Source organism: Azospirillum sp. A29, assembly GCF_042604625.1.
GTDB classification, from domain to species: domain Bacteria; phylum Pseudomonadota; class Alphaproteobacteria; order Azospirillales; family Azospirillaceae; genus Azospirillum; species Azospirillum palustre.
In genome coordinates this window covers 2,625,718-2,649,814 of sequence record NZ_CP170466.1, presented here as the reverse complement: position 1 = coordinate 2,649,814, position 24,097 = coordinate 2,625,718, and the positions used below count along the sequence as shown (strand labels likewise).

Genomic DNA, 24,097 nt, shown 5'->3' with positions numbered 1-24,097 from the left:
CTTCAAACCGCCCCGACGGGAGCGGTCGCGAGCCGATACTTGGCGAGCGCCTTGAGGAACTCGTTTCCGTCCCAGTTGCCCGTCGGATCCCACCAAGTAGCCGCCTGCCAGAGAGCATCAGCCTCTGTATTCATCAAATCCTCGGGAATGCCATCGGGAGGCTCGACAAGCTCAAACAGCTCCGGCCCAACTGCTGCGCGTACTCTGTTCCAGTCAGATCGGAAAAGATCAACCAAGAAAGGAATGGTTTTTGTTTGCAGTGTCTGCGCGACCGACTTCAAGCGACCATCGTCATCTGAACTGAAACCTTCTCGGATGCGAAGGTCTTCAAGTTTCGACTCCATGTAATCGGCGTGACCTATTAAGTTATCCCCGCCACCAATGTACGCGAGCCGTTGATTCATTGCCCGGAAGAACGACTGCACGTTCAGCCCGCCATATGAGGTCGGCGCCAGGTTCGGGTTGGGCGCCACAGCAATGAATTCAAATCGGCGTCGCAAGGCAAGGTCCATCGAAGCAAGGGAACGGTCCGCCGTATTCATTGTACCGATGATGGATAGGCGAGTTGGGACCGAAAGGCGCCGTCTGGAATACGCGAGCGTGACTTGCCGCTCTTCCGGGGCACCTTCGCGCTTGTCAAACTCAATCAGAGTGATGAGTTCGCCCATTACACGGGAAAGGTCGGCTCTGTTCATCTCGTCGATGACCAAGACAATGTCCTGCTCGACAAGCGACGTAGTTCCAGAGAAAATTCGCCGAAAGACGGCGGCATGCGGACTCGCGTTAATTTGTAGCGTTGTCGGCAGCCCCACCTTTTCGGCTAATTCCTGCCGTCTCTTGAGTTTCTCTGGATCGCCGCCGCCGAGGGCTAAGTCTTTATCCGTAAAGCCAGCTTCCTTAAGAACCTTCAGAGTGTAGAAGTCAACATAGTAAAATTTCTTGTCACTTACACTTGTGCTACGATTGTCATTACTCTGGAGGATTACGCCTCCGGCGTCAACATGAGTAACCTCGTACTTATCGGAACCCCGGGCCTTAGCAAGCGTATCGCCTTTCTTGAAATCAGCTGCGCTGATTGTCGCCTTGCAGAGTCTGCACGCTTGCAGGAAGGGGCCTGGGACAATGTCGTATGTGATCGCTCCAGATTCAGTTCTTCCAGGCCGAAAGCCTTCAACAAAATCCTCGTACGAATAGCTTGGGTGAAATGTAACCCAAATAATGCGCCCCTCGTTTACAAGGCGGCTATGCTCGGCTGGTATGTCTGCTTCGGCGACCCCGGGCACAAGCACTCGCACAGCTTCACGTGCGGCCTCGTACGTCTTTCCAGTTCCGGGGGGACCGGCGAATATCTTCATAATGGCTGGCATAGGATCCAACAACGACGCAAGGTTGAGGTTGCGTGATGTTATACCAGCTGATGCGTACCGTCACGCTGCTTCACGGGAAGCTTCACTTTCCCGTGCGCAAAGGTCGCAGAAGAACCTCCGCCTCGATACCCTTGGAGCCTATTGCCTTGCAGAACCGCTTCCAGCTCATCGCGGCAGGGCTAAGGTTTTCGACCTCCTTCAAGCGCTCATCCTGAAGATCGAACTCTGTCATCCCTTGCGGTGTTGAATGCCGCAGGCGTAGCTCGACCTCCTTCCCCAGAACTCCGGCGATTCGGCAGAACCGATTCCAGCCAACTGGATCAGGGCCGAATCTCTCGACCTTGCTTAGGAGCGACTGGTCCATGTCCGCTTCGGCGGCCAACTCCTCCTGCGACAAGCCGCGCTCCCTTCGAAGTTCGCGCAAAGCGGCACCAGCGGCCCGATCAAGGTCATGCTGCCCAGTGACCACATCCGACTCCCTACCTATACCGAGCCGGTTTAACATAGTGGCGTTGCATATCAAATGTCAGATACCCGAGTGCGGCCAGAGAACTTGCTCACGGCAGGCCAATACGCACACATCTGGACAGCCAGGGCTGCACCTCCAAGCCAAGGGGCTCGAGTTCAAGCCCGTCGCCGTGATGGCCTGCGACGAGGTCGTGCCGCTTCAGGAGCGCATCGAGTTGGCCTCGGAGAATCCCGAATTGGACGAGATCTTCGAGACCGAGCGCCACCTGCTCTACTTCGCCTCCCCCCGTGTATGCGACCGCGTCTGCATCACGGGCGTGGAGCCGGGCTCCGAGTTCCTCGCCGACCTGATGGAGTTCAGCAGTCGATCTCGATCATAGGACTATAACGATGGGAGCACTCCGCTGCTACCATCATGGAAAACCCCCTGATTTCCGGAAGGACGTCAGGGGGTTTTTCTTTGCGCGCTCTCAGCTTGACGCAGCGTGGACTGCGGAACGGCGACTGTGGGGACCCGGCGGCTCCCCCTATCCCGTCATCGACTTCGGCAGTGCGATCTGCGGCTCGACCTCCACACGGTTGCGGCCGGCATTCTTCGCGCGATAAAGGGCGGCGTCGGCACGGGCCAGCAGGGGTTCTATGCCGGTGTCACTGCCGGTCAGCCAGCTCAGACCCAGGCTGACGGTCAGGAACAGCTCTCCGCCGTCCTCCCGCTTCACCGGCTGGGCAGCGATTGCCTGACGCAGGCGCTGGGCGGCGGCGAAGGCGTTCACAGGCGGCGTTTCCGGCATCACCACGGCGAACTCCTCGCCGCCCAGCCGGCCGATCAGGTCGCAGGCGCGCAAGCTGTCCTTGCAGGCGCGCACCGTGCTACGGATCGCCTCGTCGCCGGTGGCGTGGCCATAGCTGTCGTTGACCCGCTTGAAATGGTCGATGTCCAGCATCACCACCGACAGCGGGCGCTCGTATCGTCGCGAGCGGGTAAACTCTTCAGCCCCCCTCTCCAGGAAGCGGCGGCGGTTCATGGCGCCGGTCAGGGCATCGGTGGTCGCCAGCCGCTCCAGGTCGCGCTGCATCGCCACGACGCGCGAGGCCGCCAGCAGGCGCGCCGCCGTCCACTTCCAATCCAGGGGTTTGCGCAGGAACTCGTCGGCGCCGGCCTCCACCAGTTCGTGGAACTGGTCGGTCATGCTGCCGGGGATCATCAGGATCAGGTAGAGGTGGCGAAGCCCCTGGGCCGTGCGCAGGTGCCAGCACAGCTCGAGCCCGGTCATGTCGGCCAGACGGATGTCCGCCATCACCACGTCGAACCGCTCGTTCGCCACCGCCTCGATGGCGGCGGCGCCGTTGTTGACCACGCTGGTGGCGTAGCCGAGCTTGTTCAGCTCGTACACCATCATGGTCAGGTGGCGCGGTGAATCGTCGACGATCAGAATCCGCAAATCGAAAGCTCCCGGCGATCCCTGCCCGTTTATGGAGCATGCGACCTTACTTGTGCAAATGTCCTTAACGTCATGCCATGGCAGGATAACCAAAAGCAGATGTCATACGCCGGTATGCCAGGATGCTGGTGGCACCCGGCCGACGGGACGACCTGATGCTTTTGCACATGTTGCCTATCGGGTCGCCCGGTTGATACTGTGCCTTTCAAATATGTTCGCGGGACAAGCGGATGATGAGTGCGGGAGGCACGACCATGGACAGCGCGCGCGCGGCCCACATCGATGAACTCGTCCGTGTCTCCACCGGCCGTGTCTCCGCAGGGAGGCCGTCCGCCCGCGATCCGATCATCGAAAACTCGTGGCGCCGCTGTGTCGCCGACCACAAGCTGGACCCCACCGTTGGGCGCGAGGCGCACATCCTGACGCAGGAGCGGTTGCGCGAGCATCGCGACGCGATGGACGAGTTCCTGCGCATGGCCCGCTTCGGGCTGGAGGCGCTGTACCGGCAGGTCGCCGGCATGGGCTATGTGCTGCTGCTGACCGACAGCAACGGCGTCACGGTGGACTTCATCGGCGACCCGACCTTCGACAATCATCTGCGCCGGGCCGGCCTGTATCTCGGATCCGACTGGAACGAGGGGCATGCCGGGACCTGCGCGGTCGGCACCTGCATCGCCACCGCCCAGCCACTGACCGTGCACCAGACCGACCATTTCGACTCCACCCACATCCCGCTGACCTGCACCGCGGCACCCGTCTTCGACAGCGGCGGCGAACTGGCCGCCGTGCTGGACATCTCCGCCCTGCATTCGCCGGAACCGAAGATCAGCCAGTATCTGGCGCTGCAGATGGTGCGCGCCTATGTCCACAAGATCGAAACGGCCAACCTCTACAACAACTTCCGCCGCGACTGGGTGGTCAAGCTGTCGGCTTCGCAGGAGTTCGCGGAGGTCGACCCAGACTTCGTCCTGGCGCTGGACGCCGGCGGCCGGGTGGTCGGCTTCAACCACAAGGCCCACGATCTGCTGACAGAGGACGGGGCGTCGCCGCTCGGCCGCTCCTTCGCCGAACTGTTCGATTGCGAGGTGGACGATCTGGTCCATTTCGTCCGCTCGCTACCGACCGAGCAGCGCACGCTGCGCCTGCGCCGCACCGGACTGCCGCTGTTCGCCCAGGCGATGCCGCCACCCGCCGTGTCGCTGCCGCGCAGCCACACGCCGGACCATGGGGGCGATCCGCTGCCGGAGCCGCTGCGCGTGGTGTCCGGCGGCGATCCGGCGTTGAAGGCGGTGCTGACGCGGGCGGCCAAGCTGGTCAACACCCGCATGAGCCTGCTGATCCATGGCGAGACCGGCACCGGCAAGGAGCATCTCGCCAAGGCCCTGCACAAGGCCAGCATCCGCCGCAACAAGCCCTTCGTCGCCGTCAATTGCGCAGCATTGCCGGAGAACCTGATCGAGAGCGAGCTGTTCGGCTACGAGCCCGGCTCCTTCACCGGCGCGACGGCGCGCGGCAAGAAGGGACTGATCCTGGAGGCCGATGGCGGCACCCTGTTCCTGGACGAGATCGGCGACATGCCGCTGTCGTCGCAGACCCGGCTGCTGCGCGTGCTGGCCGAGCGCGAGGTGACGCCGATCGGCCGGACCAAGGCGGTGTCGGTGGATGTTCGCGTCATCGGCGCCACCCACCGCGATCTGGTGGAATTGGTCAAGGCCGGACAGTTCCGTGACGATTTGTACTTTCGTCTCAATGGCGCGGTGTTCACCGTGCCGCCCCTGCGCCAGCGCGGCGACCTGGACTGGCTGATCGAACGGCTGCTGGCCGAGCGGGCGGAGCGCGACGGCATCGGCTACCGCCTGACCCCGGCGGCGCTGGCGGCCCTGCGCGGCCATGGCTGGCCGGGAAATGTGCGGGAATTGGTGAATGCGCTGGACTATGCCTGCGCGGTCAGCGACGGCGGGTTGATCGACCTCGGCGATATCCCAGAGCCGGTGCAGCACAGCGGCCTGTTCCGGGCCTGGCCCGAGGAAGAGGCGCGGACGGTGGCGACGGACGAGGACCCGGCCGCCCGGCTGCGCGAGACGCTGCGGCGCCACCATTGGAACATATCGGCGACGGCGCGCGCGATGGGGGTCGACCGCTCGACCGTCCATCGGCAGATGCACCGCTTCGGCATCGTGCCGCCGCATCGGGCGGAGTGAAGGGGGGCGGCGAGAGTCTGTCTCGACCGCCCCCCAACTTTCCCCTTTACCCGGCGGCTCCGAACCCGCCGCCGCCCGGCGTTTCAACCACCAGGGCGTCGCCCGGCCGCATCGCGGCGCTGTCCTGGGAGGCCAGCTCCTGCACGCTGCCGTCGGTGCGCTGGACCCAGGTCCGGCCGACGGCACCGTCGGCACCGCCCTTCAGGCCGAAGGGAGCGATCTTGCGGTGGTTGGCGAGGATGGCGGCGGTCATCGGCTCCAGGAAGCGCAGGCGGCGGATCACGCCGTCGCCACCGCGCCAGCGCCCTGCCCCGCCGGATCCCCGGCGGATGCGGAAGCTCTCCACCAGCACCGGGAAGCGCCATTCCAGCACCTCCGGATCGGTCAGGCGCGAGTTGGTCATGTGGGTCTGCACGGCATCGGTGCCGTTGAAGCCGTTGCCGGCGCCCGACCCGCCGCAGACCGTCTCGTAATACTGGTGCCACTCGTTGCCGAAGGTGGTGTTGTTCATCGTGCCCTGGGCCGACGCCATCACCCCCAGCGCGCCGAACAGAGCGTCGACGATGCACTGGCTGGTCTCCACATTGCCGGCGACCACCGCGGCGGGCGGGTTGGGCGACAGCATGGAGCCCGGCGGAATGACGATCTCGATGGGGCGCAGGCACCCCTCGTTCATCGGGATCTCGTCGTCCACCAGACAGCGGAAGGCATAGAGCACCGCCGCCCGGCAGACCGCCGACGGGGCGTTGAAATTGTTGGTCAGCTGGGTGCTGGTGCCGGAGAAATCGACGATGGCCGAGCGCGCGCCATGGTCGATCGACACCCGCAGCTTGATGACCGCGCCATTGTCCAGCGTCACCGCGAAGTCGCCGTCGCTCAGCACGCCGATGGCGCGGCGGACCTGCTCCTCGGCATTGTCCTGGACGTGGCGCATATAGGCGATGACGGTGGACAGGCCATGCAGGCGGACGACGCGGTGCAGCTCGCGGGTGCCCTGCTCGTTGGCGGCGACCTGCGCCTTGAGGTCGCCGATGTTCTGCGCCGGGTTGCGCGCCGGATGCGGGCCGGAACGCAGGAGTTCCACCATCTCCTGCTCGCGGAACTGGCCACTCTCCACCAGCGGCACGCAGTCCAGCAGCACGCCCTCGTCGGCGATGGTCCTGCTGTCCGGCGGCATCGAGCCGGGGGTGATGCCGCCGACGTCGGCATGGTGCCCGCGCGAGGCGACGAAGAACAGCAGCTCCCTGCCCGCCTCGTCGAACACCGGCGAGACGACGGTGATGTCCGGCAGATGGGTGCCGCCGTGATAGGGATCGTTCAGCGCGAAGCTCTCGCCGGCGGTGAAGGTGCCGCCGCGGCGCTGGATGACCGCGCGCACGCTCTCGCCCATCGACCCCAGATGGACCGGCATGTGCGGGGCATTGGCGATCAGGCCGCCGTCGCGGTCGAACAGGGCGCAGGAGAAGTCCAGACGCTCCTTGATGTTCACCGACCGGGCGGTCTTCTCCAGCGTCACGCCCATCCGCTCGGCGATGGACATGAATAGGTTGTTGAAGACCTCCAGCGTCACCGGATCGACCTTCGCCCCGCCCTTGACCCCGGCAGCCTGACGCTGGGCCGCCGGCTCCAGCCGGGTCAGCACCAGATGGTTCTTGCGGGTGACCTCCGCCATCCAGCCGGGCTCGACCACGGTGGTGGAGACCGCTTCGGCCAGGATCGCCGGACCGACGACACGGTTGCCGGGTTGCAGCTGACGGCGGTCGTAGAGCGGCGCCTCGCGGCGCTGGCCGGCGCTGTGGATGGCGACGGTGGCGAGCCGGCGCGGCAACACCGCGGTGGTGGCGGGAAGCTCCGGGTCCTCCAGAACGTCGGTCAGGCCGACCGCCTCCAGCGTCACCGACTCGACCTCCAGCGCGGTGCCGGGGGTGAGGAAGCCGTAGCGGCGGCGGTGCGCCTCCTCGAAAGACTTGGTCATCGCCACCTTCGACCCGAAGGCGACGGTCAGGGTGGTGTCGGAACCGGCGGCCTTGAGATGGACGCGGCGGTTGATCGCCTGCCGCCCGGCATCGACACCCTGGCGGGTCAGTTCCGCCCGCCCTTCGGTCTCCAGATCGGTGAACAGCATGGTCAGCCGGTCGACGACGGCGTCGCTCAGCGGGCCTTCGACCGCGCGCTCGCGGATGGCGACGGTGTCGGCCAGCCCGATGCCGTATGCGGACAGCACGCCGGCCTGCGGGTGCAGGAACACCCGCGTCATGCCCAGCGCGTCGGCGACGGCACAGACGTGCTGGCCCGCCGCCCCGCCGAAGCCGTTCAGCGTGTAGCCGGTGACGTCATAGCCGCGCTCGACCGAGATCTTCTTGATAGCGTTCGCCATGTTGTCGACGGCGATGCGCAGGAATCCCTCGGCGACCTCCTGCGGGGTCATCGTTGTGCCGAGCTTGGCATTGACGGTGGCGGCAAGTTCGGTGAAGCGGGCCTTCACCACCTCGGCATCCAGCGGCTGGTCGCCGTTGGGGCCGAAGACATTGGGGAAGAAGCGCGGCTGGATCTTGCCGACCATCACGTTGCAGTCGGTGACGGTCAGCGGCCCGCCGCGGCGGTAGCAGGCGGGGCCGGGGTTGGCGCCGGCGCTGTCCGGCCCGACGCGGAAGCGAGTGCCGTCAAAGACGCAGAGCGAACCGCCGCCGGCCGCCACCGTGTGGATGTGCATCATCGGCGCGCGCACCCGCACGCCGGCCACCACCGCGTCGAAGGCGCGCTCATACTCGCCGGCATAATGCGACACGTCGGTCGAGGTACCGCCCATGTCGAAGCCGATGACCCGGTCGAAGCCGGCCATGCCGGCGGTGCGCACCGCGCCCACCACGCCGCCGGCCGGACCCGACAGAATGGCGTCCTTGCCCTGGAAACGGCGGGCGTCGGTCAAGCCGCCGTTCGACTGCATGAACATCAGCGGCACCGGCGCGCCATCGACGCTGAGGTCGTTGGCGACCCGGTCGACGTAGCGGCGCAGCACCGGCGAGAGGTAGGCGTCGGCCACCGTGGTGTCGCCGCGGCCGACCAGCTTCATCAGCGGGCTGACCAGATGGCTGACCGACACCTGGGTGAAGCCGACCGCGCGGGCCAGCGAGGCGACCTGCCGCTCATGCTCCGGATAGCGGTAGCCGTGCATCAACGCGATGGCGGCGGCGCGGAAGCCCCGGCGATAGGCCTCCTCCAGCCCACGGCGCACGGCATGCAGATCGACCGGCTTCAGCACGCGGCCGTCGGCCATCACCCGTTCCGGCACCTCCACCACCTGGGAATAGAGCTGGTCGGGCAGGTCGATGCGGCGGGCGAAAATCTTCGGGCGGGCCTGATGGCCGATGCGCAGCTGGTCGGCGAGACCTTCGGTGATCAGCAGGACGGTCGGCTCGCCCTTGCGCTCCAGCAGGGCGTTGGTGGCGACGGTGGTGCCCATCTTGACCACCTCCACCGTGTCCGGCGGGATCGGCTGGCCCGGCTTCAACCCCAGAAGCTCACGGATGCCTTGGACGGCGGCGTCGGCATAGCGCTCCGGATTTTCCGACAGCAGCTTGTGGGTCACGACCGACCCGTCCGGCCGCCGGCCGACGATGTCGGTGAAGGTGCCGCCGCGATCCACCCAGAACTGCCACCGGGCCGGCTTGGTCTCCGCCGTTCCGGCCACCGCCGCGCTCTTCGTCTCACCCATTGTCGCACCCGCCGAATTCCATGCGCGGCAACCGCACCGCGCGTGGGCCGGAGTTTCGCGATCCGGCAGCGAATTTCAACCGCCTGAGTGGCCCGCCCCCATCGGGAAGGACGGACGCGGCGGAAAGAACACAGGATCACAGACGACCGACCTTGCAGATGTCGCCGTCAGGCGGCCAGCCGCTCCCGCGGGCGGGTGGACAGACGGGACTGAATGGCATTGCCCGACAGGATGCTGTTGAAGGCGCCGCTGCCATCCTCCAGCGCTTCCAAGGCGATGGAGAACTGGTTGGGTGCCGGCAGCTCAAACATCGAGGTGATCTCGCCGCCGTCGAGCGCCAGCCGTCCGCCGAACCGGCGGGCCAGGGCGCGCATGCGGGAGTTTTCCGCCAGGCACACCATATGGACATGGCGGATGCCGCGGTTGCGGGCGACGGTCAGGATGCGGCGGACCAGCGTGCTGCCGATACCCTTGCCCTGCAATCCCGACTCGATGCTGATACCGAATTCAGCCTGTTCGGGCCAGAGGAGGCGGTCGCCGCACAGTTCGATGGCGCCGCCCAGCACGCCGTCCTCGAACGCGCCGAGAATCACCGTCCGGCCCCAGTCGATGGCCGTGCAATGCCGCTCCACCGCCTCGTTCGACAGAGTGCCGGCGAAGCGGGCATAACGGTCCGTGCGGTCGAGGCGGAGAAGATGCGCCCGGTACTGGGGCAGTTCGGTCGGCATGATCTTGCGGATGACAGGCATGGCTCTGCTCACGGTTCTCGAAATCCGAAAACGCATTCGTGCAGAACGTTTTCCCCAGGCTCCGGCGCCGCTGTCGGCAGGCACCGTCTTATCGCGAGCGGCGCTCTCTCCGGCGCCTTTTGTTGCATTGCAACATGGCGTGGTCGGCGGGATTCGCAAGCGCTTATTAGAAATTCGCGATACCAACAATGCTGGCCTGTTGCCGGCAAGCCACAGTTGGCCTGCCCTTTTCCGGCCGCTATGCTGCGCTCACTGGTGGGGTGGCCTGTGCACAAAAGGGCATGACATGAGCATCTGGGGCAAGATCCTGGGCGGCGCGGCCGGCCTGTTCACCGGCGGTCCGCTCGGCGCCCTGCTGGGCGGTCTGGCCGGGCATGCGGTCGATCTGTGGTCGCCCTGCGGCGCGGACGAGCAACCGCGCCGCGGCATGAGCGATGCCGAGGCCGAAGCGGCCAAGCAGACCGTCGCCTTCACCATCGGCGTGATCGCGCTGGCCGCCAAGATGGCCCGGGCCGACGGCGTGGTGAAGCGGGTGGAGGTCGACACCTTCAAGCGGCTGTTCCGCGTCCCGCCGGAGGAGTTGGACAATATCGGCCGGGTCTTCGACCTCGCGCGCCGCGACACCCGCGGGTTCGAGGAATATGCCCGCCAGATCGCCAAGCTGTTCGAGGACAAGCACGCGGTGCTGGAGGAATTGCTCGACAGCCTGCTGATGATCGCCGAGGCCGATGACGAGCTGCACGAGACGGAGGTCGAGTATCTGCACGCCGTCGCCGTGATCTTCGGCTTCGACGAGGCCGATTTCCGCCGCATCGTCGCCGGTCACCATCTGGCCGGCACCCCGACGGAAACCGACCCCTATGCCGTGCTCGGCGTGGCACGTCTGGCCGCTGACGACGCGGTCAAGGCCGCGCACCGGGCCCTGGTCCGGGAACACCACCCGGACCGGCTGATCGCCCAGGGCATGCCACAGGAATTCATCGATCTGGCGACGCAGAAACTCGCGCTGATCAACGCCGCCTACGACCGCATCCGGCGCGAACGGGAAGGTGCCGCCGCCCTGTCCTAACCTGCCGAGAATCGTTGCAGATCGAGTTCATTTCAAATTGCTTTCCCATGGTCTTTATCCCGTTTCCTGACGTATCGTCCCCAGCGGGGCGGGCGACCGGTTGCCCGCGTGTTTTGGGGACGACACGACGATGCGACGCACGATCATCCGGACGGTCTTCGCCGCTGTATTGGGAACGACGATTGCCATGGGGGGCGGCGCCCAGGCGCAGATGCCGGCCCCCGCAACAACCGGCGACACCACGGTGGTGCTGGGCCAGCCGCTAACGCTGAACCTGGGAACGCCACCTGCCGGCACCGACTGCGCCACGCAGGCGGCAACGCTGAACGCGCAAGCCCTGGTCCTGGTCGCCAGCGGCCAGACCATTCCCGGCGCCCGCGCCAGCTTCGCCTGCTCCGCCAAGGGCGAACTGATGGGCACCGCCTCGACCTCCATCGCCGGCAACGGCGACGACGCGGCGAAGCGGCGGGCATCCTGGCAGACCGCCTTCAGCGGCTTCTTCAGCCTCGCCGGGACCAAGACCCTGCCGGTCGCCTTCGGCCCGGCCACCGGCGGCATGACGACCGCGCCGCAGATGGTGTCCATCCAGGGCGCCAGCGACCGCGACCTCGGGCTGGCGGCGGTGTGGTTCGCCCTGGTGGCGGCGGTGTTCCTGTTCGCCTTCTTCCGCCATTTCGGACGCACCGATGCCATCACCCCGATTGCCGGCGTGCCGATGCCGGGCAACTATCGGGCGCCCTACAGCCTCGCCCGCTTCCAGCTTCTGTGGTGGAGCGGGATCGTCACCGCCTCCTACGCCGCCATCCTGACCATCACCGGATCGATGGACACCATCACCACCGGCACCATGGCGCTGATGGGGATCGTCGGCGGCACCTCGGTCCTGGCCGCCTTCCAGGACCGCCGGCCGAGCGACGACCAGACCCGGCGCCAGCAGCACGCCGCCCTCTACATCGCTGCCGCCGCGGCCACCCCGCCCGACCGGACGGCGATGGCCGCCAGCCTGGAGCAGGTCTATCCGCCCACCCAGGGGCTGCTGCCCGATCTGCTGAGCGACGCCGCCGGCTACAACATCCATCGCCTGCAATTGCTGGCCTGGACCGGGGTGCTGGGCATCACCTTCCTCTACGAGGTCACCCGCACGCTGGGCATGCCGGAACTGTCGGCCAACCTGCTGGCCCTGACCGGCATCAGCAACGGCACCTATTTCGGCTTCAAGATGCAGGAACAGCAGGTGCCGGCCCCGACCGGCATCGCCCCGGTATCGGCCTGACGGCGGGGGCGGTTCCACCGGGCGCAACCCGCCCAACCGTTTTTCCGGGTCGCGGTGGAGGGGGACGGCGCGCTATAACCCATCCCCTTCCCTCGATTTTCCGGCGCACGAACGGTCCATGGCTCCTCCCGCACCCATCACGGCGCTCCAGGGCGTCTCCGTCACCTTCGGCGGCCGTCCGCTGTTCGACGGCATCGACCTGTCCATCGGCCGCGGCGACCGCGCCTGCCTGGTCGGACGCAACGGGTCGGGCAAGTCGACGCTGATGAAGGTGCTGGCCGGGATGATCCAACCCGACGGCGGCACCGTGTTCGTCCAGCCGGGCGCCCGCCTCGCCTATCTGCCGCAGGAGCCGGACTTCACCGGCTGCGCCACCGTCCAGGACTATGTCGTGCAGGGCCTGCCCGCCGACGAGCAGGACGAGGCGCACCGCGTCGACGCCGTGCTCGACCGGCTCCAGGTGGACGGCAACCTCGACCCCCGCACCCTGTCGGGCGGCGAATCGCGCCGCACCGCACTGGCCCGCACGCTGGTCGGCAACCCCGACGTCATGCTGTTGGACGAGCCGACCAACCACCTCGACCTCCCCACCATCGAGTGGCTGGAAGAGGAGCTGCTGTCCTTCCGCGGCGGCCTGCTGCTGATCAGCCACGACCGCGCCTTCCTGAACCGGCTGGCCAAGCGGACGCTGTGGCTCGACCGCGGCACGGTGCGCGCGACCGACCGCGGATTCTCGGACTTCGAGACGTGGCAGGCCGAGGTGTTCGAGTCGGAAGAGGCCGCTGCCCACAAGCTGGACCGCAAGATCGAAAGCGAGATGAAGTGGCTGCGCGAGGGCATCTCCGCCCGGCGCACCCGCAACATGGGCCGCGTCCGCAACCTGCTGGACCTGCGGGCCGGTCGTGCGGAGCAGATCAAGGGCGGCCAGCAGGCCAAGCTCGCCATCGCCGAGGCCGAACGCGGCGGCCGGCTGGTGATCGAGGCGACCGGCATCTCCAAGGGCTTCGACACGCCCGACGGCCGCAAGACCATCGTGAAGGACTTCTCCACCCGCATCCTGCGCGGCGACCGGGTCGGCCTGATCGGGCCGAACGGCGCCGGCAAGTCCACCCTGCTGAAGATGCTGACCGGCCAGCTCGATCCCGACGAGGGCACGGTGAAGCTGGGCACCAACCTCGACACCGCCTATTTCGACCAGCGGCGCGAGGGGCTGAACCCGGAGGACACCATCCGCAAGGTGCTGTGCCCCTTCGGCGGCGATGCGGTGGTGGTCAACGGCGTGTCGCGCCATGTCGCCGGCTACATGAAGGATTTCCTGTTCGACACCCGGCAGCTGGACAGCCCGGTCAAGGCGCTGTCGGGCGGCGAGCGCAACCGGCTGCTGCTGGCCCGGCTGTTCGCCAAGCCCAGCAACATGATGATCCTCGACGAGCCGACCAACGACCTCGACATGGACACGCTGGACCTGCTGGAGGATGTGCTCGGCGACTATCAGGGCACACTGCTGCTGGTCAGTCACGACCGTGACTTCCTCGACCGGCTGGTGACCGCCACCATCGCGCTGGAGGGCGACGGCACCGCCACCGAATATGCCGGCGGTTATTCCGACTATCTGGTGCAGCGCCCGGCCAAGGCGGCGCCCGCCGCAGCATCCGCCAAGCCGAAACCCGCCGCCCAGGCGCCGGCCGCCGCAACCAAGCCGCGCGGCAAGCTGAGCTACAAGGACCAGCGCGAGCTGGACGAGCTGCCCACCCGCATGGACAGTCTGGGGGGCGAGATCGCCAAGCTGGAGAAGGCGCTGGCCGATCCCGACCTGTTCACCCGCGACCCCGCCAAGTTCCAGAAGACGAGCGAGCAGCTGCACGCCAAGCAGGCGGCGCTGGCCGCGGCGGAGGAGCGCTGGCTGGAACTTGAGGCGATGCGCGAGGAGTTGGAAGGCGGGCGGGCATGAGCCTTGCCCACACGCTCCAGGCGCTGGTGGTGATGGCGCTGTGGGGGCTGAACTTCGTGGTGGCGAAATGGGCGCTGGCCGAATTTCCGCCGCTGTTCGTGATGTTCCTGCGCTTCGCCCTGGTGGCGGTGCTGATCATCCCCTTCTTCCGCGTGCCGCGCGACAAGCTGTGGAAGATCGCACTGCTGTCGGTCACCCTGGGCAGCATCCATTTCCCGATGATGTTCACCGGACTGAAGGGGATCGACGCTGCCACCGCCTCGCTGGCGGCACAGGCGCAGGTGCCCTTCTCCTCCCTGCTGGCGGCACTGGTGTTCAAGGACAAGCTGGGCTGGCGCCGCGGCGTCGGCATGGCTGCCGCCTTCGCCGGCGTGGCGGTGATCGCAGGAGAGCCGCGGCTGGGCGAGTCGCTCCATTCGCTGCTGCTGATCCTCGCCGCGAGCTTCGCCTTTGCGGTGGCGAGCGTGCAGATGAAGCTGATCGGGGCGGTGAACGGTTTCGCCGTCAACGGCTGGATGGCGCTGTTCGCCATGCCGCAGCTGCTGCTCCTGTCGCTGCTGCTGGAGCATGGACAGATGGCGGCGCTGGCGAACTCGACCTGGGTCGGCTGGGCGTCCATCGCCTACATGGCCGTCGCCGTCACCATCATCGCCTACGGGTTGTGGTATCCGCTGCTGGGACGCTATTCCGTCAACCAGACCATGCCCTATCTTCTGACCGTGCCGGTCTTCGGCGTGGCCAGCGGCGTGCTGCTGATGGGCGATCCGGTGACGATCAACCTCGCCATCGGCGGGCTGTTGACCATCGGCGGCGTCGCGGTCATCGTGAAGCGCCGTCCGCGCACCGTCAGCGAGACCGTCACCAACCCGACCTGATGCCGACATGAGCGCCTTCCGCCGGATCGACCGCCCCTCCCCCAACCACGGCCCCCGGGCCGACGGTGCACGGGTGGAACTGCTGATCTTGCATTACACCGGCATGCCCACCGCTGCCCATGCGCTGGAGCGGCTGTGCGATCCGGCGTCCCAAGTCAGCGCCCATTACACGGTGGACGAGGATGGCACCGTCTATGCCCATGTGCCGGAAGACCGGCGCGCCTGGCATGCCGGCCGGTCGAGCTGGCGCGGGACGGAGGACGTCAACAGCCGCTCCATCGGGGTTGAGATCGTCAATCCCGGCCACGAGTTCGGCTACCGGCCTTTCCCGCCGATGCAGATGGCCGCGGTCGCCGAGCTTTGCCTGGGCATCGTCGCCCGGCACGGCATCGCCGCCGCCGACGTGCTGGGTCACAGCGACGTGGCCCCTGCCCGCAAGGAGGATCCGGGCGAACTGTTCGATTGGCCGGGCCTCGCCGTCCGGGGACTCGGGCTCTGGCCCACGCCGTCCCGGGCAGACGACGGCCCCGCCGACACGATGGAGGTCGCCGCACTGCTGGGACGCTATGGGTACGACCCGGCCGAGCCGCGGGCGCTACTGACCTTCCAGCGCCACTTCCATCCCAACTGCCTGACCGGCATCCCCGACCGCGAGACGGTGCGGCGCCTGCGCGCGCTGCTGCGGTTGACGGGCCGGTAACGGTCGGCATCCACGATTTGGGATTTGCCCCCACGGCCGCTTCCCTATATGAACGACCGCGCCAGATGGCCGGATGGCCGCCTTCGGTTTCGACCGGGGGAGGAAAGTCCGGGCTCCACGGAAACACGGTGCCGGCTAACGGCCGGCGGGGGCGACCCTAGGGAAAGTGCCACAGAAAGCAAACCGCCGGCGTTTCGACGCAGGTAAGGGTGAAAGGGTGCGGTAAGAGCGCACCGCGGACCCGGCAACGGGGACGGCACGGTAAACCCCACCGGGAGCAAGACCGAATAGGAGCGGCCCGACCACTGTCCCCGCAACGGGACGGGCGTGGGTCAAGCGCGTTTCCGCGCCGTCGCTCGGGTTGGTCGCGCGAGGCGTCCGGGCAACCGGCGTCCCAGACGAATGGCCATCGCCTGCCCCTCGGGGCGGGATACAGAACCCGGCTTACAGGCCATCTGGCACTTTCCCATCTCTTTTGCCCTGCCCGTCCCAAATCCGATCCCCCGTCGGGGCGGCCGATCCCATGGCGCCCCATGGCAGCAGCCGTTTGCCCTCGCCCTGTCTTTCGACGGGCGGGCATGGGACGGCGTGGGCGGGAGACGGACAGTCGACGGGCGATTTCCGCTGTCATCCACAGGGCGGATGCGACCGCCCCTCCCCCGGTACCCCGCAGTCCGCCGGGCTTTTCCGCTGCCATCCCCAGGATGTGCACGGCCCCATCCACATTTTCCCCAGACTAATCCACAGCCGGTGGATAACTGTGGGGCGATTTCCCATGCTGTCCCATGCCGGACCGGGGGTTCCCACCCAAGGTTCTATGCCGTCCGAGGGGGTCGATTCGTCAGTCCGACAAACCATGCATACACAGCATTTTCTTAAAATTTTGGAACGTTCGAAGAACCTATGTGGATAACTTTATCCACATCGCGAGAGTCCAGCGGAATACTGCGAAGATTCTGAGATTTCGTACACCAACTTGCCCGGATGCCACAGCATGACCCAAAAGTCTTGACACCCCCGTCTGAATACTCGGGGGAGCGTTGACGCCCATGCCGTCCCATGCTATCCCAAGAACGCCCATTTAAGGGGGGCTCTTACCCATTCTGGTTAACACCGGGGGCGGGAGCTGAATGGGCCAAGCGGGGCTAGCGCGGAGCACCCGACCGCGCACGGGGAATAGCAGGGGGGATCACCGGGCCTATGGCCGTTTTCCTGTCCACATACGTCAACAAAGTTGACAGGAAAGGGCGTGTGTCCATCCCGGCACAGTTCAGGCAGTCGCTTGCCAAGACGTCGGCTCCCAGCACCGTCTATCTCTGGCCCTCGCTGAACCACCAGGCGCTGGAAGGCGCCGACCAGGACTATCTCGACGTCCTCTCCGAAAGCCTCGAATCCCCCGACCTCGATGCCGACGAGCGCGACATGATCGAGACCTTCATCTTCGGAAAGCTGATCCCCGTCTCCTCCGACGCCGAAGGCCGCATCGTCCTGCCCAAAGAGCTGGCGGAATTCGCCGGCATCACCGAAGAGGCCGCCTTCATCGGCCGCCGCAAAACCTTCCAAATCTGGGAACCCAACGCCTTGAAAGCCCACGAGGCGGCACTGCGCGAACAGGTCGTGCGCAAAGACATCTCCCTCAGCCAGATCGTCGCCAAGGCGTCCCGCGGCGCTGCCAGCCGGAGCGGGGAGGGCGCCTGATGACCGGCACCCGCATTCACATTCCCGTCCTGCTGGACGAGGTGATCGCCGCGCTGTCCCCGCGCGACGGAGGCCTCTATGTGGACGGCACCTTCGGCGCCGGCGGCTACAGCCGCGCCCTGCTGCAATCGGCCTCATGCCGCGTGATCGGGATCGACCGCGACCCCGCCGCGATCGAGCGCGGCCGTGCGCTGGCCCAGGAGTTCCCCGGACGGCTGGAGGTGATCGAGGGCCGATTCGGCGATATGGACCGGCTGCTCGCCGACCATGGCGTCGGGACAGTCGACGGCGTGGCGCTCGACGTCGGCGTCTCCTCCCCCCAGATCGACGAGCCGGAGCGCGGATTCTCCTTCCGCTTCGACGGCCCGCTCGACATGCGGATGGGACGGGATGGGCCGACCGCCGCCGACGTGGTCAACACCGCCGACGAATCGGATCTGGCCGACATCGTCTACCACCTGGGCGAGGAGCGGATGGCACGCCGCGTCGCCCGCGCCATCGTCGCCGCCCGCCGCGAGGCGCCGATCGAGCGCACGGGACGGCTGGCCGAGATCATCCGGTCGGTGGTGCCGAAGGGGAAGGGCGACGGGATCGACCCGGCCACCCGCACCTTTCAGGCGCTGCGCATCCATGTGAACGACGAGCTGGGCGAACTGCGGCGCGGCCTGTCCGCCGCCGAGTCGCTGCTGGCGCCCGGCGGGCGTCTCGCCGTCGTCTCCTTCCATTCGCTGGAGGACCGCGAGGTCAAGGCGTTCCTGCGGGAACGCTCCTCGCCGCCGCCCTCCCCGTCCCGCCACACGCCCGTGACCGCGGTCGCGGCGCATCACCCATCCTTCCGCCTGCTCTCCCGGAAACCCGTGGACCCGAGCGAGGCCGAAGCCCGTAACAATCCCCGCGCCCGGTCCGCCCGGCTGCGCGCGGCTGAACGTACCGAGGCGCCCGCGTTCCCGGCGTCCGGCAAGGAGGCAGCATGAAAGGCAAGACCTGGCTGTTCTGGGGTGGCCTGATCGCGGCCGCCGGTGGCGTGCTGTTCCAGACCAGCTACGACGTCCAGGATCTTGAGGAGAAGCTCGCCGGGCTGAACCGCAAGATCATTCTGGAACAGGAGTCGATCCAGGTCCTGAAGGCCGAGTGGAGCTACCTGAACGACCCCACCAAGCTGGAGCAGATGGCCCAGGCCTATCTGACGCTGCAGCCGACCGAGCCGCGCCAGTACCTGGCGATGGACATGATCCCGATGCGCCCGGCCGACGCGGTCCCGCCGCCGGCCCAGGCACTGCCCGGCGCTCCGCTGCCGCCGATGGTCCGCGCGCCCGGCACCGGCAATTCCCAGCTGGCCGCCGCCCGCGTGCCTGCCGCCCCCAACAACAACGCCGCTGCCGGAATCGTTCCGGTCAGCGCGCCGGTCGGGCTGGCGAAGCCTCTGCCGATGGAAAAGGCGCTGGAACGCGCGCCTGTCGTCGTGCCGGCGTCCCTGCCCTCCGGCGCCGCCCTTGCCGACCCGTCCCGCGCCAACCGGATCAAGCCGGCCGCCCTGGTGCCCGGCTCCGCCCGTGCGCCTACGGAGAAGTCGGCGGCTCCGGCTGCGCCGGCCGCCGCCGGCAAGCTGGCGCCCAACGCCCCGACCGCGCGCCCAACCGAACTGGCCTCCCGCCCGATCCCGGCGCCGGCGCCCGCACCTAAGGTTGCCGCCGCGGCCCCGGCCGCGCAGCAACCCTATCAGCCCAAGCCGACCGACAGCCTCGGGCTGCTCGTTGCGCGCCTGGGGGCCAATCGATGATCGGTCACGACCACGGCGGCCCGGCCGGCTACGGCCAGCCTGGTGCCAGCACCGGCAGCACCTATGTGCCGCCGCCGGCGCCCTCGCCCTTTCCCCAGCCGGCCCCGCAACCGTCCGCCAAGCCGCGGACCTCGCTGGCGGTCGCGCTGGAGCAGAGCCGTTACCGCCTGATGGTGACGGCTGCCGTGGTCACGACCGTCTTCACCGCCATCAGCGTCAAGCTGGCGATGGCCACGCTGCTCGCGGGCGGCGGCGAGCCGCGTCAGCATGTGGCGCTCGAGGTGGGCGATACCACCACCAACCGCGCCGACATCACCGACCGCAACGGCAACCTGCTGGCGACCTCGCTAGTCACCCAGTCGCTCTATGCCGACCCCAAGCTGGTCTCGCGCCCGGAAGAGGCCGCGCAGAAGCTGGTCGGCGCCCTGCCCGACCTGGATTACAAGGACGTGCTGAGCAAGCTGAGCGGCGACCGCCGCTTCGTCTGGCTGAAGCGCAACCTGACGCCGAAGCAGCAGGCCGCCGTCCACCGTCTGGGCATCCCCGGCGTCGCGTTCGAGCGGGAGGAGCGCCGCTTCTATCCGGCCGGCCCGCTGACCTCGCACATCGTCGGCTTCACCGGCATCGACAACAACGGCCTTGCCGGCATGGAGCAGGGCTTCAACAAGCGGCTGACCGAGGAGCCCGGAACACCGCTTCAGCTGTCCATCGACCTGCGGCTGCAGCATGTCCTGAAGAAGGAACTGGCTGCCACGGTGCAGGAGTTCAGCGCCATCGGCGCTGCCGGCATCGTCTTTGACGTGCGCACCGGCGAAGTGCTGTCGATGGTCTCGCTGCCCGACTTCGACCCGCAGGACCCGACCGGCCTGAACCCCGACACGCTGTTCAACCGGGCGACGCTCGGCGTGTACGAAATGGGTTCGACCTTTAAAATCTTCAACTCTGCGCTGGCCTTCGACACCGGCAAGATCCGGGTGTCGGACATGTTCGACGCCGCACATCCGGTCAAGATCGGCCGCTTCACCATCAACGACTACCACAACCTGCACCGCGCCCTGACGGTGGCGGAAGTGTTCCAGCACTCCTCCAACCTCGGTTCCGTGCGCATGGTGCAGCAGGTGGGCGTGGCAGCGCAGAAGGCCTTCATGACCAAGATGGGCTTCACCAAGCCCACCGGGCTGGAGCTGCCGGAAAGTGGCTGGCCGCTGGTGCCCAACCCGTGGCGCGAGGTCAACAGCTACACCATCTCCTTCGGCCACGGCATTTCGGTCAGCCCGATGCACACGGTGGCCGCCGCCGCGTCCGTCATCAACGGCGGCCTCTTCCACAAGCCGACGCTGCTGAAGCGCCAGCCCGACGGCGAGGTTCCGACCGAACAGGTGGTGTCGCGCCAGACCTCCGACATGATGCGGCGCATGTTCCGCTTCGTCGTCACCGAGGGTACCGGCAAGTCGGCGGAAGTGAAGGGCTATGTCGTCGGCGGGAAAACCGGCACGGCGGACAAGCAGAAGGGCAAGCATTACCAGAAGAACTCGCGCATGTCGTCGTTCCTGGGCGCCTTCCCGATGAACGATCCGCGCTACATCGTCTATGTGCTGGTCGACGAACCGCAGGCGACGGCCAAGACCTACGGCTACGCCACCGGCGGCTGGGTCGCCGCCCCGGCGGTGGGCCGCATCGTCAAGCAGATCGGCCCGCTGCTTAACGTGCCGGTGGTGGACGAGAACACGCCGGAGATCCTGAACTCCACCTACCTGAACGCCGCCGGTTCCACCAACTGGCAGCAGTCGCTGCCGCCCGTCACCGCTCCACCCCCCGCGAAGGGAAGCACCGTTGCGTCTTTCCCAACTCAGACCAAGCCGCGCTGACGCCACCCGCGGCGTTGCCGACCCCGACATCGCCGGGCTGACCGCCGACAGCCGGGCGGTCAAGCCCGGCTTTGTCTTTGCCGCCCTGCCCGGCGTGAAGGCCGATGGCCGCGCCTTCATCGCCGACGCACTCGCCAGGGGCGCCGTCGCCGTGCTGGCGCCCGAGGGCACCGAGCTGCCCACCGGTTCGACCGCCGTCCTGCTGACCGACCCGCAGCCCCGCCTCGCCTTCGCGCTTATGGCCGCCGCCTTCCATGGCGGGCGCCAGCCGGAGACGGTGGTGGCGGTGACCGGCACCAACGGCAAGACCTCCACCGTCCAGTTCGCCGCCCAGATCTGGACGCGCCTCGGCCTGCCCGCCGGCAGCCTGGGCACGCTGGGCCTGCTTGGCCCCGGCCTGCACGGCTATGGCGGGATGACGACGCCCGATCCGGTGTCGCTCCACGGCGATCTCGCCGCCGCCAAGGATGCCGGCATCGACCATCTGGCGATGGAGGCGTCGAGCCATGGCCTGGAGCAGTTCCGGCTGGACGGGGTGGCGATCAAGGCCGCCGGCTTCACCAACCTGACGCTGGACCATCTCGACTATCACGGCACGATGGAGGCGTACCGCGACGCCAAGGCGATGCTGTTCGACCGCGTCCTGCCGCCGGGCGCCGTCGCGGTGCTGAACGCCGACTCTCCGGAATTTCAACATTTTGCCACCATTTGTAACGACCGTGGCCACCGGGTCCTGTCCTATGGTCTGGCCGGCACCGAGCTTCGGGTAACCGGGGTGGAGCCGTTGGCCCATGGCCAGCGGCTCTCCCTGTCCGTGCTCGGCCGCGACGTGACGGTGGACCTGCCGCTGGCAGGTCGGTTCCAGGCCTGGAACGTGCTCTGCGCGCTGGGTCTGGTCATCGGGTCCGGCGGCGACGCCGAACGGGCGCTGGACAGCCTTTCCTTGCTGGAAGGTGTGCCGGGCCGGTTGCAGCATGTCGCGACCCATCCCAACGGGGCGACGGTCTACGTCGATTTCGCCCACACGCCGGATGCGCTGGAAACGGTGCTTCTCGCGCTGAGGTCGCATGCCGCGCGCCATCTGGTGACGGTGTTCGGCTGCGGCGGCGACCGCGATCGCAGCAAGCGGCCGGTGATGGGGGCTCTGGCGGCCAGACTGGCCGACCGTGCCATCGTCACCGACGACAACCCGCGGACCGAGGACCCCGCCTTCGTGCGGAGTCAGGTGCTGGCCGGAGCCACCGGGGATCTGGCCGGCAGGCTGGAGGAGATCGGCGACCGGGCCGAGGCGATCCGCACCGCGGTGCGGCAGCTTCAGCCCGGCGACGTGCTGGTCATCGCCGGCAAGGGCCACGAACAGGGACAAACGATCGGCACCGAGGTGCGTCCGTTCGATGACGCGGACGAGGCCCGGAAAGCCGTAGCGGAGGTTGGAGTATGAGCGGGGACAAGACGGTCCTTTGGACAGCGGATGAGGCGGCGGCCGCCACCGGTGGGCGTCTCTCCGGCCCGTCCGCCTGGACCGCGACCGGTGTCGCCATCGACAGCCGCAAGGTGGCGGCGGGCGACCTGTTCGTCGCCATCCGCGGACCGAATTTCGACGGGCATGCCTTCATCGGCGCCGCGCTGGCCGCCGGTGCCGCGGCGGCGATGGTCGATCATCTGCCGGACGGCCTCCCTGAAGGCGTGCCGCTGCTGATCGCACCGTCCGACACGCTGGAGTCGATGGCAGCGCTGGGCGTGGTGGCGCGGGCGCGTTGCGGCGCGCGCTTCGTCGGTGTCACCGGCTCGGTCGGCAAGACCGGGACCAAAGAGACGCTGCGCCACGTCCTGTCGGCGCAAGGGGCGACCTATGCCAATGAAGGCAGCCTGAACAACCATTGGGGCGTGCCTCTGTCGCTCGCCCGCCTGCCGGCCGACAGCCGCTATGGCGTGTTCGAGTTGGGGATGAACCACGCCGGCGAGCTCAGACCGCTATCGCGGCAGGTCAGGCCGCATGTCGCCGTCATCACCACCATCGAGGCGGTGCATCTGGAGTTCTTCTCCGGCGTCGAGGCCATCGCCGACGCCAAGGCCGAAATCTTCGAGGGGATGGATGCCGGCGGCATCGCCGTGCTGAACCGCGACAACGGGCAGTATGCCCGGCTGGCCGCTGCCGCCCGCCGTCAGGGACTGACCGACATCTGGAGCTTCGGCGCCCATGAGGAGGCCGACGCCCGGCTGGTCGACTGCTCGCTGCACGCGACCTGCAGCGCGGTGACAGCACTGATCCGCGGCGAACGGGTGCAATATTGCCTGTCGCAGCCGGGCCGGCACTGGGTGATGAACAGTCTGGCGGTGTTGCTGGCGGTGAAGGCGCTGGGCGCCGATGTCGCCGCCGCCGCAAGATCGCTGTCCAGCCTGCCGCCGGTGAAGGGGCGTGGCACCCGCAAGCGCATCCAGCTGTCGCAAGGCGCCTTCACGCTGATCGACGAGAGCTACAACGCCAGCCCGGCCGCCATGGCCGCAACGCTGGAAGTGCTGGGCAAGATCGACCCCGGCGCCGGCGGCCGGCGCATTGCCGTGCTGGGCGACATGCGGGAACTGGGCGAGCGCGCCGACGCGCTGCACATTGGGTTGGCCGAGCCGCTGCGCGCCGCGCATGTCGACACCGTCTATGCCTGCGGGCCGCACATGAAGACGCTGTTCGACCGCCTGCCGGCGGCGATGCGCGGCGCCTGGACCGAGACCAGCGTGGAGTTGGCCCCCATCGTGACCGGGACCGTCAAGGGCGGCGACGTCATCATGGTCAAGGGGTCCCTGGGCAGTCGTACAGGTCTGATCGTCGATGCGCTCGCGGCACTCGACAGCGGGCGCGAAAGCGAGGACAAAGCCGCCTCCCGAACCACCAACCAGCCGCAGGCGGCCGCGCAATCCGCGCCGGCCCCGCGAGGCTGACGGA

18 protein-coding genes and 1 other RNA gene are annotated in these 24,097 nt (G+C 67.5%); 14 read left to right on the top strand and 5 right to left on the bottom strand.

Features of this window, described 5'->3' with window-relative positions:
• Positions 1-2: 2 nt before the first annotated feature.
• On the bottom strand, positions 3-1,355 hold the full coding sequence (locus ABNQ38_RS27640) for an McrB family protein (RefSeq protein ID WP_377809004.1): 1,353 nt from the start codon (positions 1,353-1,355) through the stop codon (positions 3-5).
• A gap of 94 nt (positions 1,356-1,449) precedes the next feature.
• Positions 1,450-1,872, bottom strand: coding sequence for a helix-turn-helix domain-containing protein (locus ABNQ38_RS27635; protein ID WP_377809003.1), 423 nt, complete (start codon positions 1,870-1,872; stop codon positions 1,450-1,452).
• A gap of 154 nt (positions 1,873-2,026) precedes the next feature.
• On the opposite strand from ABNQ38_RS27635, the gene ABNQ38_RS27630 reads away from it, so the two are divergent.
• Positions 2,027-2,215, top strand: a complete 189-nt coding sequence (locus ABNQ38_RS27630) for a hypothetical protein (RefSeq protein WP_377809002.1) — start codon at positions 2,027-2,029, stop codon at positions 2,213-2,215.
• Positions 2,216-2,362: 147 nt separating this feature from the next.
• Here the strand turns inward: ABNQ38_RS27630 and ABNQ38_RS27625 are convergent, their stop codons facing one another.
• The gene (locus ABNQ38_RS27625) at positions 2,363-3,277 is read right to left on the bottom strand and encodes a GGDEF domain-containing protein (RefSeq protein ID WP_377809001.1); all 915 of its coding nucleotides are present in this window, start codon (positions 3,275-3,277) and stop codon (positions 2,363-2,365) included.
• A gap of 254 nt (positions 3,278-3,531) precedes the next feature.
• Between ABNQ38_RS27625 and ABNQ38_RS27620 the strand changes: the two genes are divergently transcribed.
• Positions 3,532-5,478, top strand: a complete 1,947-nt coding sequence (locus ABNQ38_RS27620) for a sigma-54-dependent Fis family transcriptional regulator (protein WP_377809000.1) — start codon at positions 3,532-3,534, stop codon at positions 5,476-5,478.
• Between the two features lie 46 nt (positions 5,479-5,524).
• Here the strand turns inward: ABNQ38_RS27620 and ABNQ38_RS27615 are convergent, their stop codons facing one another.
• Positions 5,525-9,193 (bottom strand): hydantoinase B/oxoprolinase family protein, encoded by a 3,669-nt coding sequence (locus tag ABNQ38_RS27615; RefSeq protein ID WP_377808999.1) that lies wholly within the window; start codon positions 9,191-9,193, stop codon positions 5,525-5,527.
• Positions 9,194-9,360: 167 nt separating this feature from the next.
• Positions 9,361-9,942 carry a GNAT family N-acetyltransferase gene (locus ABNQ38_RS27610; protein ID WP_377808998.1) on the bottom strand — a complete coding sequence of 194 codons (582 nt, stop codon included), beginning with the start codon at positions 9,940-9,942 and terminating at the stop codon, positions 9,361-9,363.
• Positions 9,943-10,228: 286 nt separating this feature from the next.
• Here ABNQ38_RS27610 and ABNQ38_RS27605 point away from each other — a divergent pair, with 286 nt between their 5' ends.
• The 12 genes from ABNQ38_RS27605 (at position 10,229) to ABNQ38_RS27550 (ending at position 24,093) form a co-directional block, all read left to right on the top strand.
• Positions 10,229-11,011, top strand: coding sequence for a TerB family tellurite resistance protein (locus tag ABNQ38_RS27605; protein ID WP_377808997.1), 783 nt, complete (start codon positions 10,229-10,231; stop codon positions 11,009-11,011).
• Positions 11,012-11,141: 130 nt separating this feature from the next.
• Positions 11,142-12,284 carry a hypothetical protein gene (locus ABNQ38_RS27600; RefSeq protein WP_377808996.1) on the top strand — a complete coding sequence of 381 codons (1,143 nt, stop codon included), beginning with the start codon at positions 11,142-11,144 and terminating at the stop codon, positions 12,282-12,284.
• A gap of 118 nt (positions 12,285-12,402) precedes the next feature.
• The gene (locus ABNQ38_RS27595) at positions 12,403-14,235 is read left to right on the top strand and encodes an ABC-F family ATP-binding cassette domain-containing protein (RefSeq protein WP_377808995.1); all 1,833 of its coding nucleotides are present in this window, start codon (positions 12,403-12,405) and stop codon (positions 14,233-14,235) included.
• Positions 14,232-15,110 (top strand): DMT family transporter, encoded by an 879-nt coding sequence (locus tag ABNQ38_RS27590; RefSeq protein WP_377808994.1) that lies wholly within the window; start codon positions 14,232-14,234, stop codon positions 15,108-15,110. Before ABNQ38_RS27595 ends, ABNQ38_RS27590 begins: the two co-directional genes overlap by 4 nt.
• A 7-nt stretch (positions 15,111-15,117) precedes the next feature.
• On the top strand, positions 15,118-15,810 hold the full coding sequence (locus tag ABNQ38_RS27585) for an N-acetylmuramoyl-L-alanine amidase (RefSeq protein WP_377808993.1): 693 nt from the start codon (positions 15,118-15,120) through the stop codon (positions 15,808-15,810).
• 61 nt (positions 15,811-15,871) lie between these two features.
• Positions 15,872-16,273: RNase P RNA component class A (gene rnpB, locus ABNQ38_RS27580), an RNA gene on the top strand.
• A gap of 788 nt (positions 16,274-17,061) precedes the next feature.
• Complete coding sequence (locus tag ABNQ38_RS27575) at positions 17,062-17,508, top strand: division/cell wall cluster transcriptional repressor MraZ (RefSeq protein WP_244592763.1); 447 nt, start codon at positions 17,062-17,064, stop codon at positions 17,506-17,508.
• The gene (rsmH, locus tag ABNQ38_RS27570; protein WP_109052125.1) at positions 17,508-18,482 is read left to right on the top strand and encodes a 16S rRNA (cytosine(1402)-N(4))-methyltransferase RsmH; all 975 of its coding nucleotides are present in this window, start codon (positions 17,508-17,510) and stop codon (positions 18,480-18,482) included. The genes ABNQ38_RS27575 and rsmH overlap by 1 nt, the downstream gene beginning before the upstream one ends.
• The gene (locus ABNQ38_RS27565; RefSeq protein WP_377808992.1) at positions 18,479-19,288 is read left to right on the top strand and encodes a hypothetical protein; all 810 of its coding nucleotides are present in this window, start codon (positions 18,479-18,481) and stop codon (positions 19,286-19,288) included. Before rsmH ends, ABNQ38_RS27565 begins: the two co-directional genes overlap by 4 nt.
• The gene (locus ABNQ38_RS27560; RefSeq protein ID WP_377808991.1) at positions 19,285-21,156 is read left to right on the top strand and encodes a peptidoglycan D,D-transpeptidase FtsI family protein; all 1,872 of its coding nucleotides are present in this window, start codon (positions 19,285-19,287) and stop codon (positions 21,154-21,156) included. Before ABNQ38_RS27565 ends, ABNQ38_RS27560 begins: the two co-directional genes overlap by 4 nt.
• A complete protein-coding gene (locus ABNQ38_RS27555) occupies positions 21,122-22,597 on the top strand; it encodes a UDP-N-acetylmuramoyl-L-alanyl-D-glutamate--2,6-diaminopimelate ligase (protein WP_377808990.1) in 1,476 nt (491 codons plus the stop codon). Before ABNQ38_RS27560 ends, ABNQ38_RS27555 begins: the two co-directional genes overlap by 35 nt.
• The gene (locus ABNQ38_RS27550) at positions 22,594-24,093 is read left to right on the top strand and encodes a UDP-N-acetylmuramoylalanyl-D-glutamyl-2,6-diaminopimelate--D-alanyl-D-alanine ligase (protein ID WP_377808989.1); all 1,500 of its coding nucleotides are present in this window, start codon (positions 22,594-22,596) and stop codon (positions 24,091-24,093) included. Before ABNQ38_RS27555 ends, ABNQ38_RS27550 begins: the two co-directional genes overlap by 4 nt.
• The last annotated feature ends 4 nt before the right edge of the window (positions 24,094-24,097 follow it).

Excerpts from the sequence above, each read along its gene's own strand:
- ABNQ38_RS27590 (WP_377808994.1), top strand. The coding sequence starts at position 14,232 with ATGAGCCTTGCCCACACGCTCCAGGCGCTGGTGGTGATGGCGCTGTGG.
- rsmH (WP_109052125.1), top strand. The coding sequence starts at position 17,508 with ATGACCGGCACCCGCATTCACATTCCCGTCCTGCTGGACGAGGTGATC.
- ABNQ38_RS27605 (WP_377808997.1), top strand. The coding sequence starts at position 10,229 with ATGAGCATCTGGGGCAAGATCCTGGGCGGCGCGGCCGGCCTGTTCACC.
- ABNQ38_RS27560 (WP_377808991.1), top strand. The coding sequence starts at position 19,285 with ATGATCGGTCACGACCACGGCGGCCCGGCCGGCTACGGCCAGCCTGGT.
- ABNQ38_RS27620 (WP_377809000.1), top strand. The coding sequence starts at position 3,532 with ATGGACAGCGCGCGCGCGGCCCACATCGATGAACTCGTCCGTGTCTCC.
- ABNQ38_RS27610 (WP_377808998.1), bottom strand. The coding sequence starts at position 9,942 with ATGCCTGTCATCCGCAAGATCATGCCGACCGAACTGCCCCAGTACCGG.
- ABNQ38_RS27635 (WP_377809003.1), bottom strand. The coding sequence starts at position 1,872 with ATGTTAAACCGGCTCGGTATAGGTAGGGAGTCGGATGTGGTCACTGGG.
- ABNQ38_RS27565 (WP_377808992.1), top strand. The coding sequence starts at position 18,479 with ATGAAAGGCAAGACCTGGCTGTTCTGGGGTGGCCTGATCGCGGCCGCC.
- ABNQ38_RS27550 (WP_377808989.1), top strand. The coding sequence starts at position 22,594 with ATGAGCGGGGACAAGACGGTCCTTTGGACAGCGGATGAGGCGGCGGCC.
- ABNQ38_RS27595 (WP_377808995.1), top strand. The coding sequence starts at position 12,403 with ATGGCTCCTCCCGCACCCATCACGGCGCTCCAGGGCGTCTCCGTCACC.
- ABNQ38_RS27600 (WP_377808996.1), top strand. The coding sequence starts at position 11,142 with ATGCGACGCACGATCATCCGGACGGTCTTCGCCGCTGTATTGGGAACG.
- ABNQ38_RS27615 (WP_377808999.1), bottom strand. The coding sequence starts at position 9,193 with ATGGGTGAGACGAAGAGCGCGGCGGTGGCCGGAACGGCGGAGACCAAG.
- ABNQ38_RS27640 (WP_377809004.1), bottom strand. The coding sequence starts at position 1,355 with ATGAAGATATTCGCCGGTCCCCCCGGAACTGGAAAGACGTACGAGGCC.
- ABNQ38_RS27585 (WP_377808993.1), top strand. The coding sequence starts at position 15,118 with ATGAGCGCCTTCCGCCGGATCGACCGCCCCTCCCCCAACCACGGCCCC.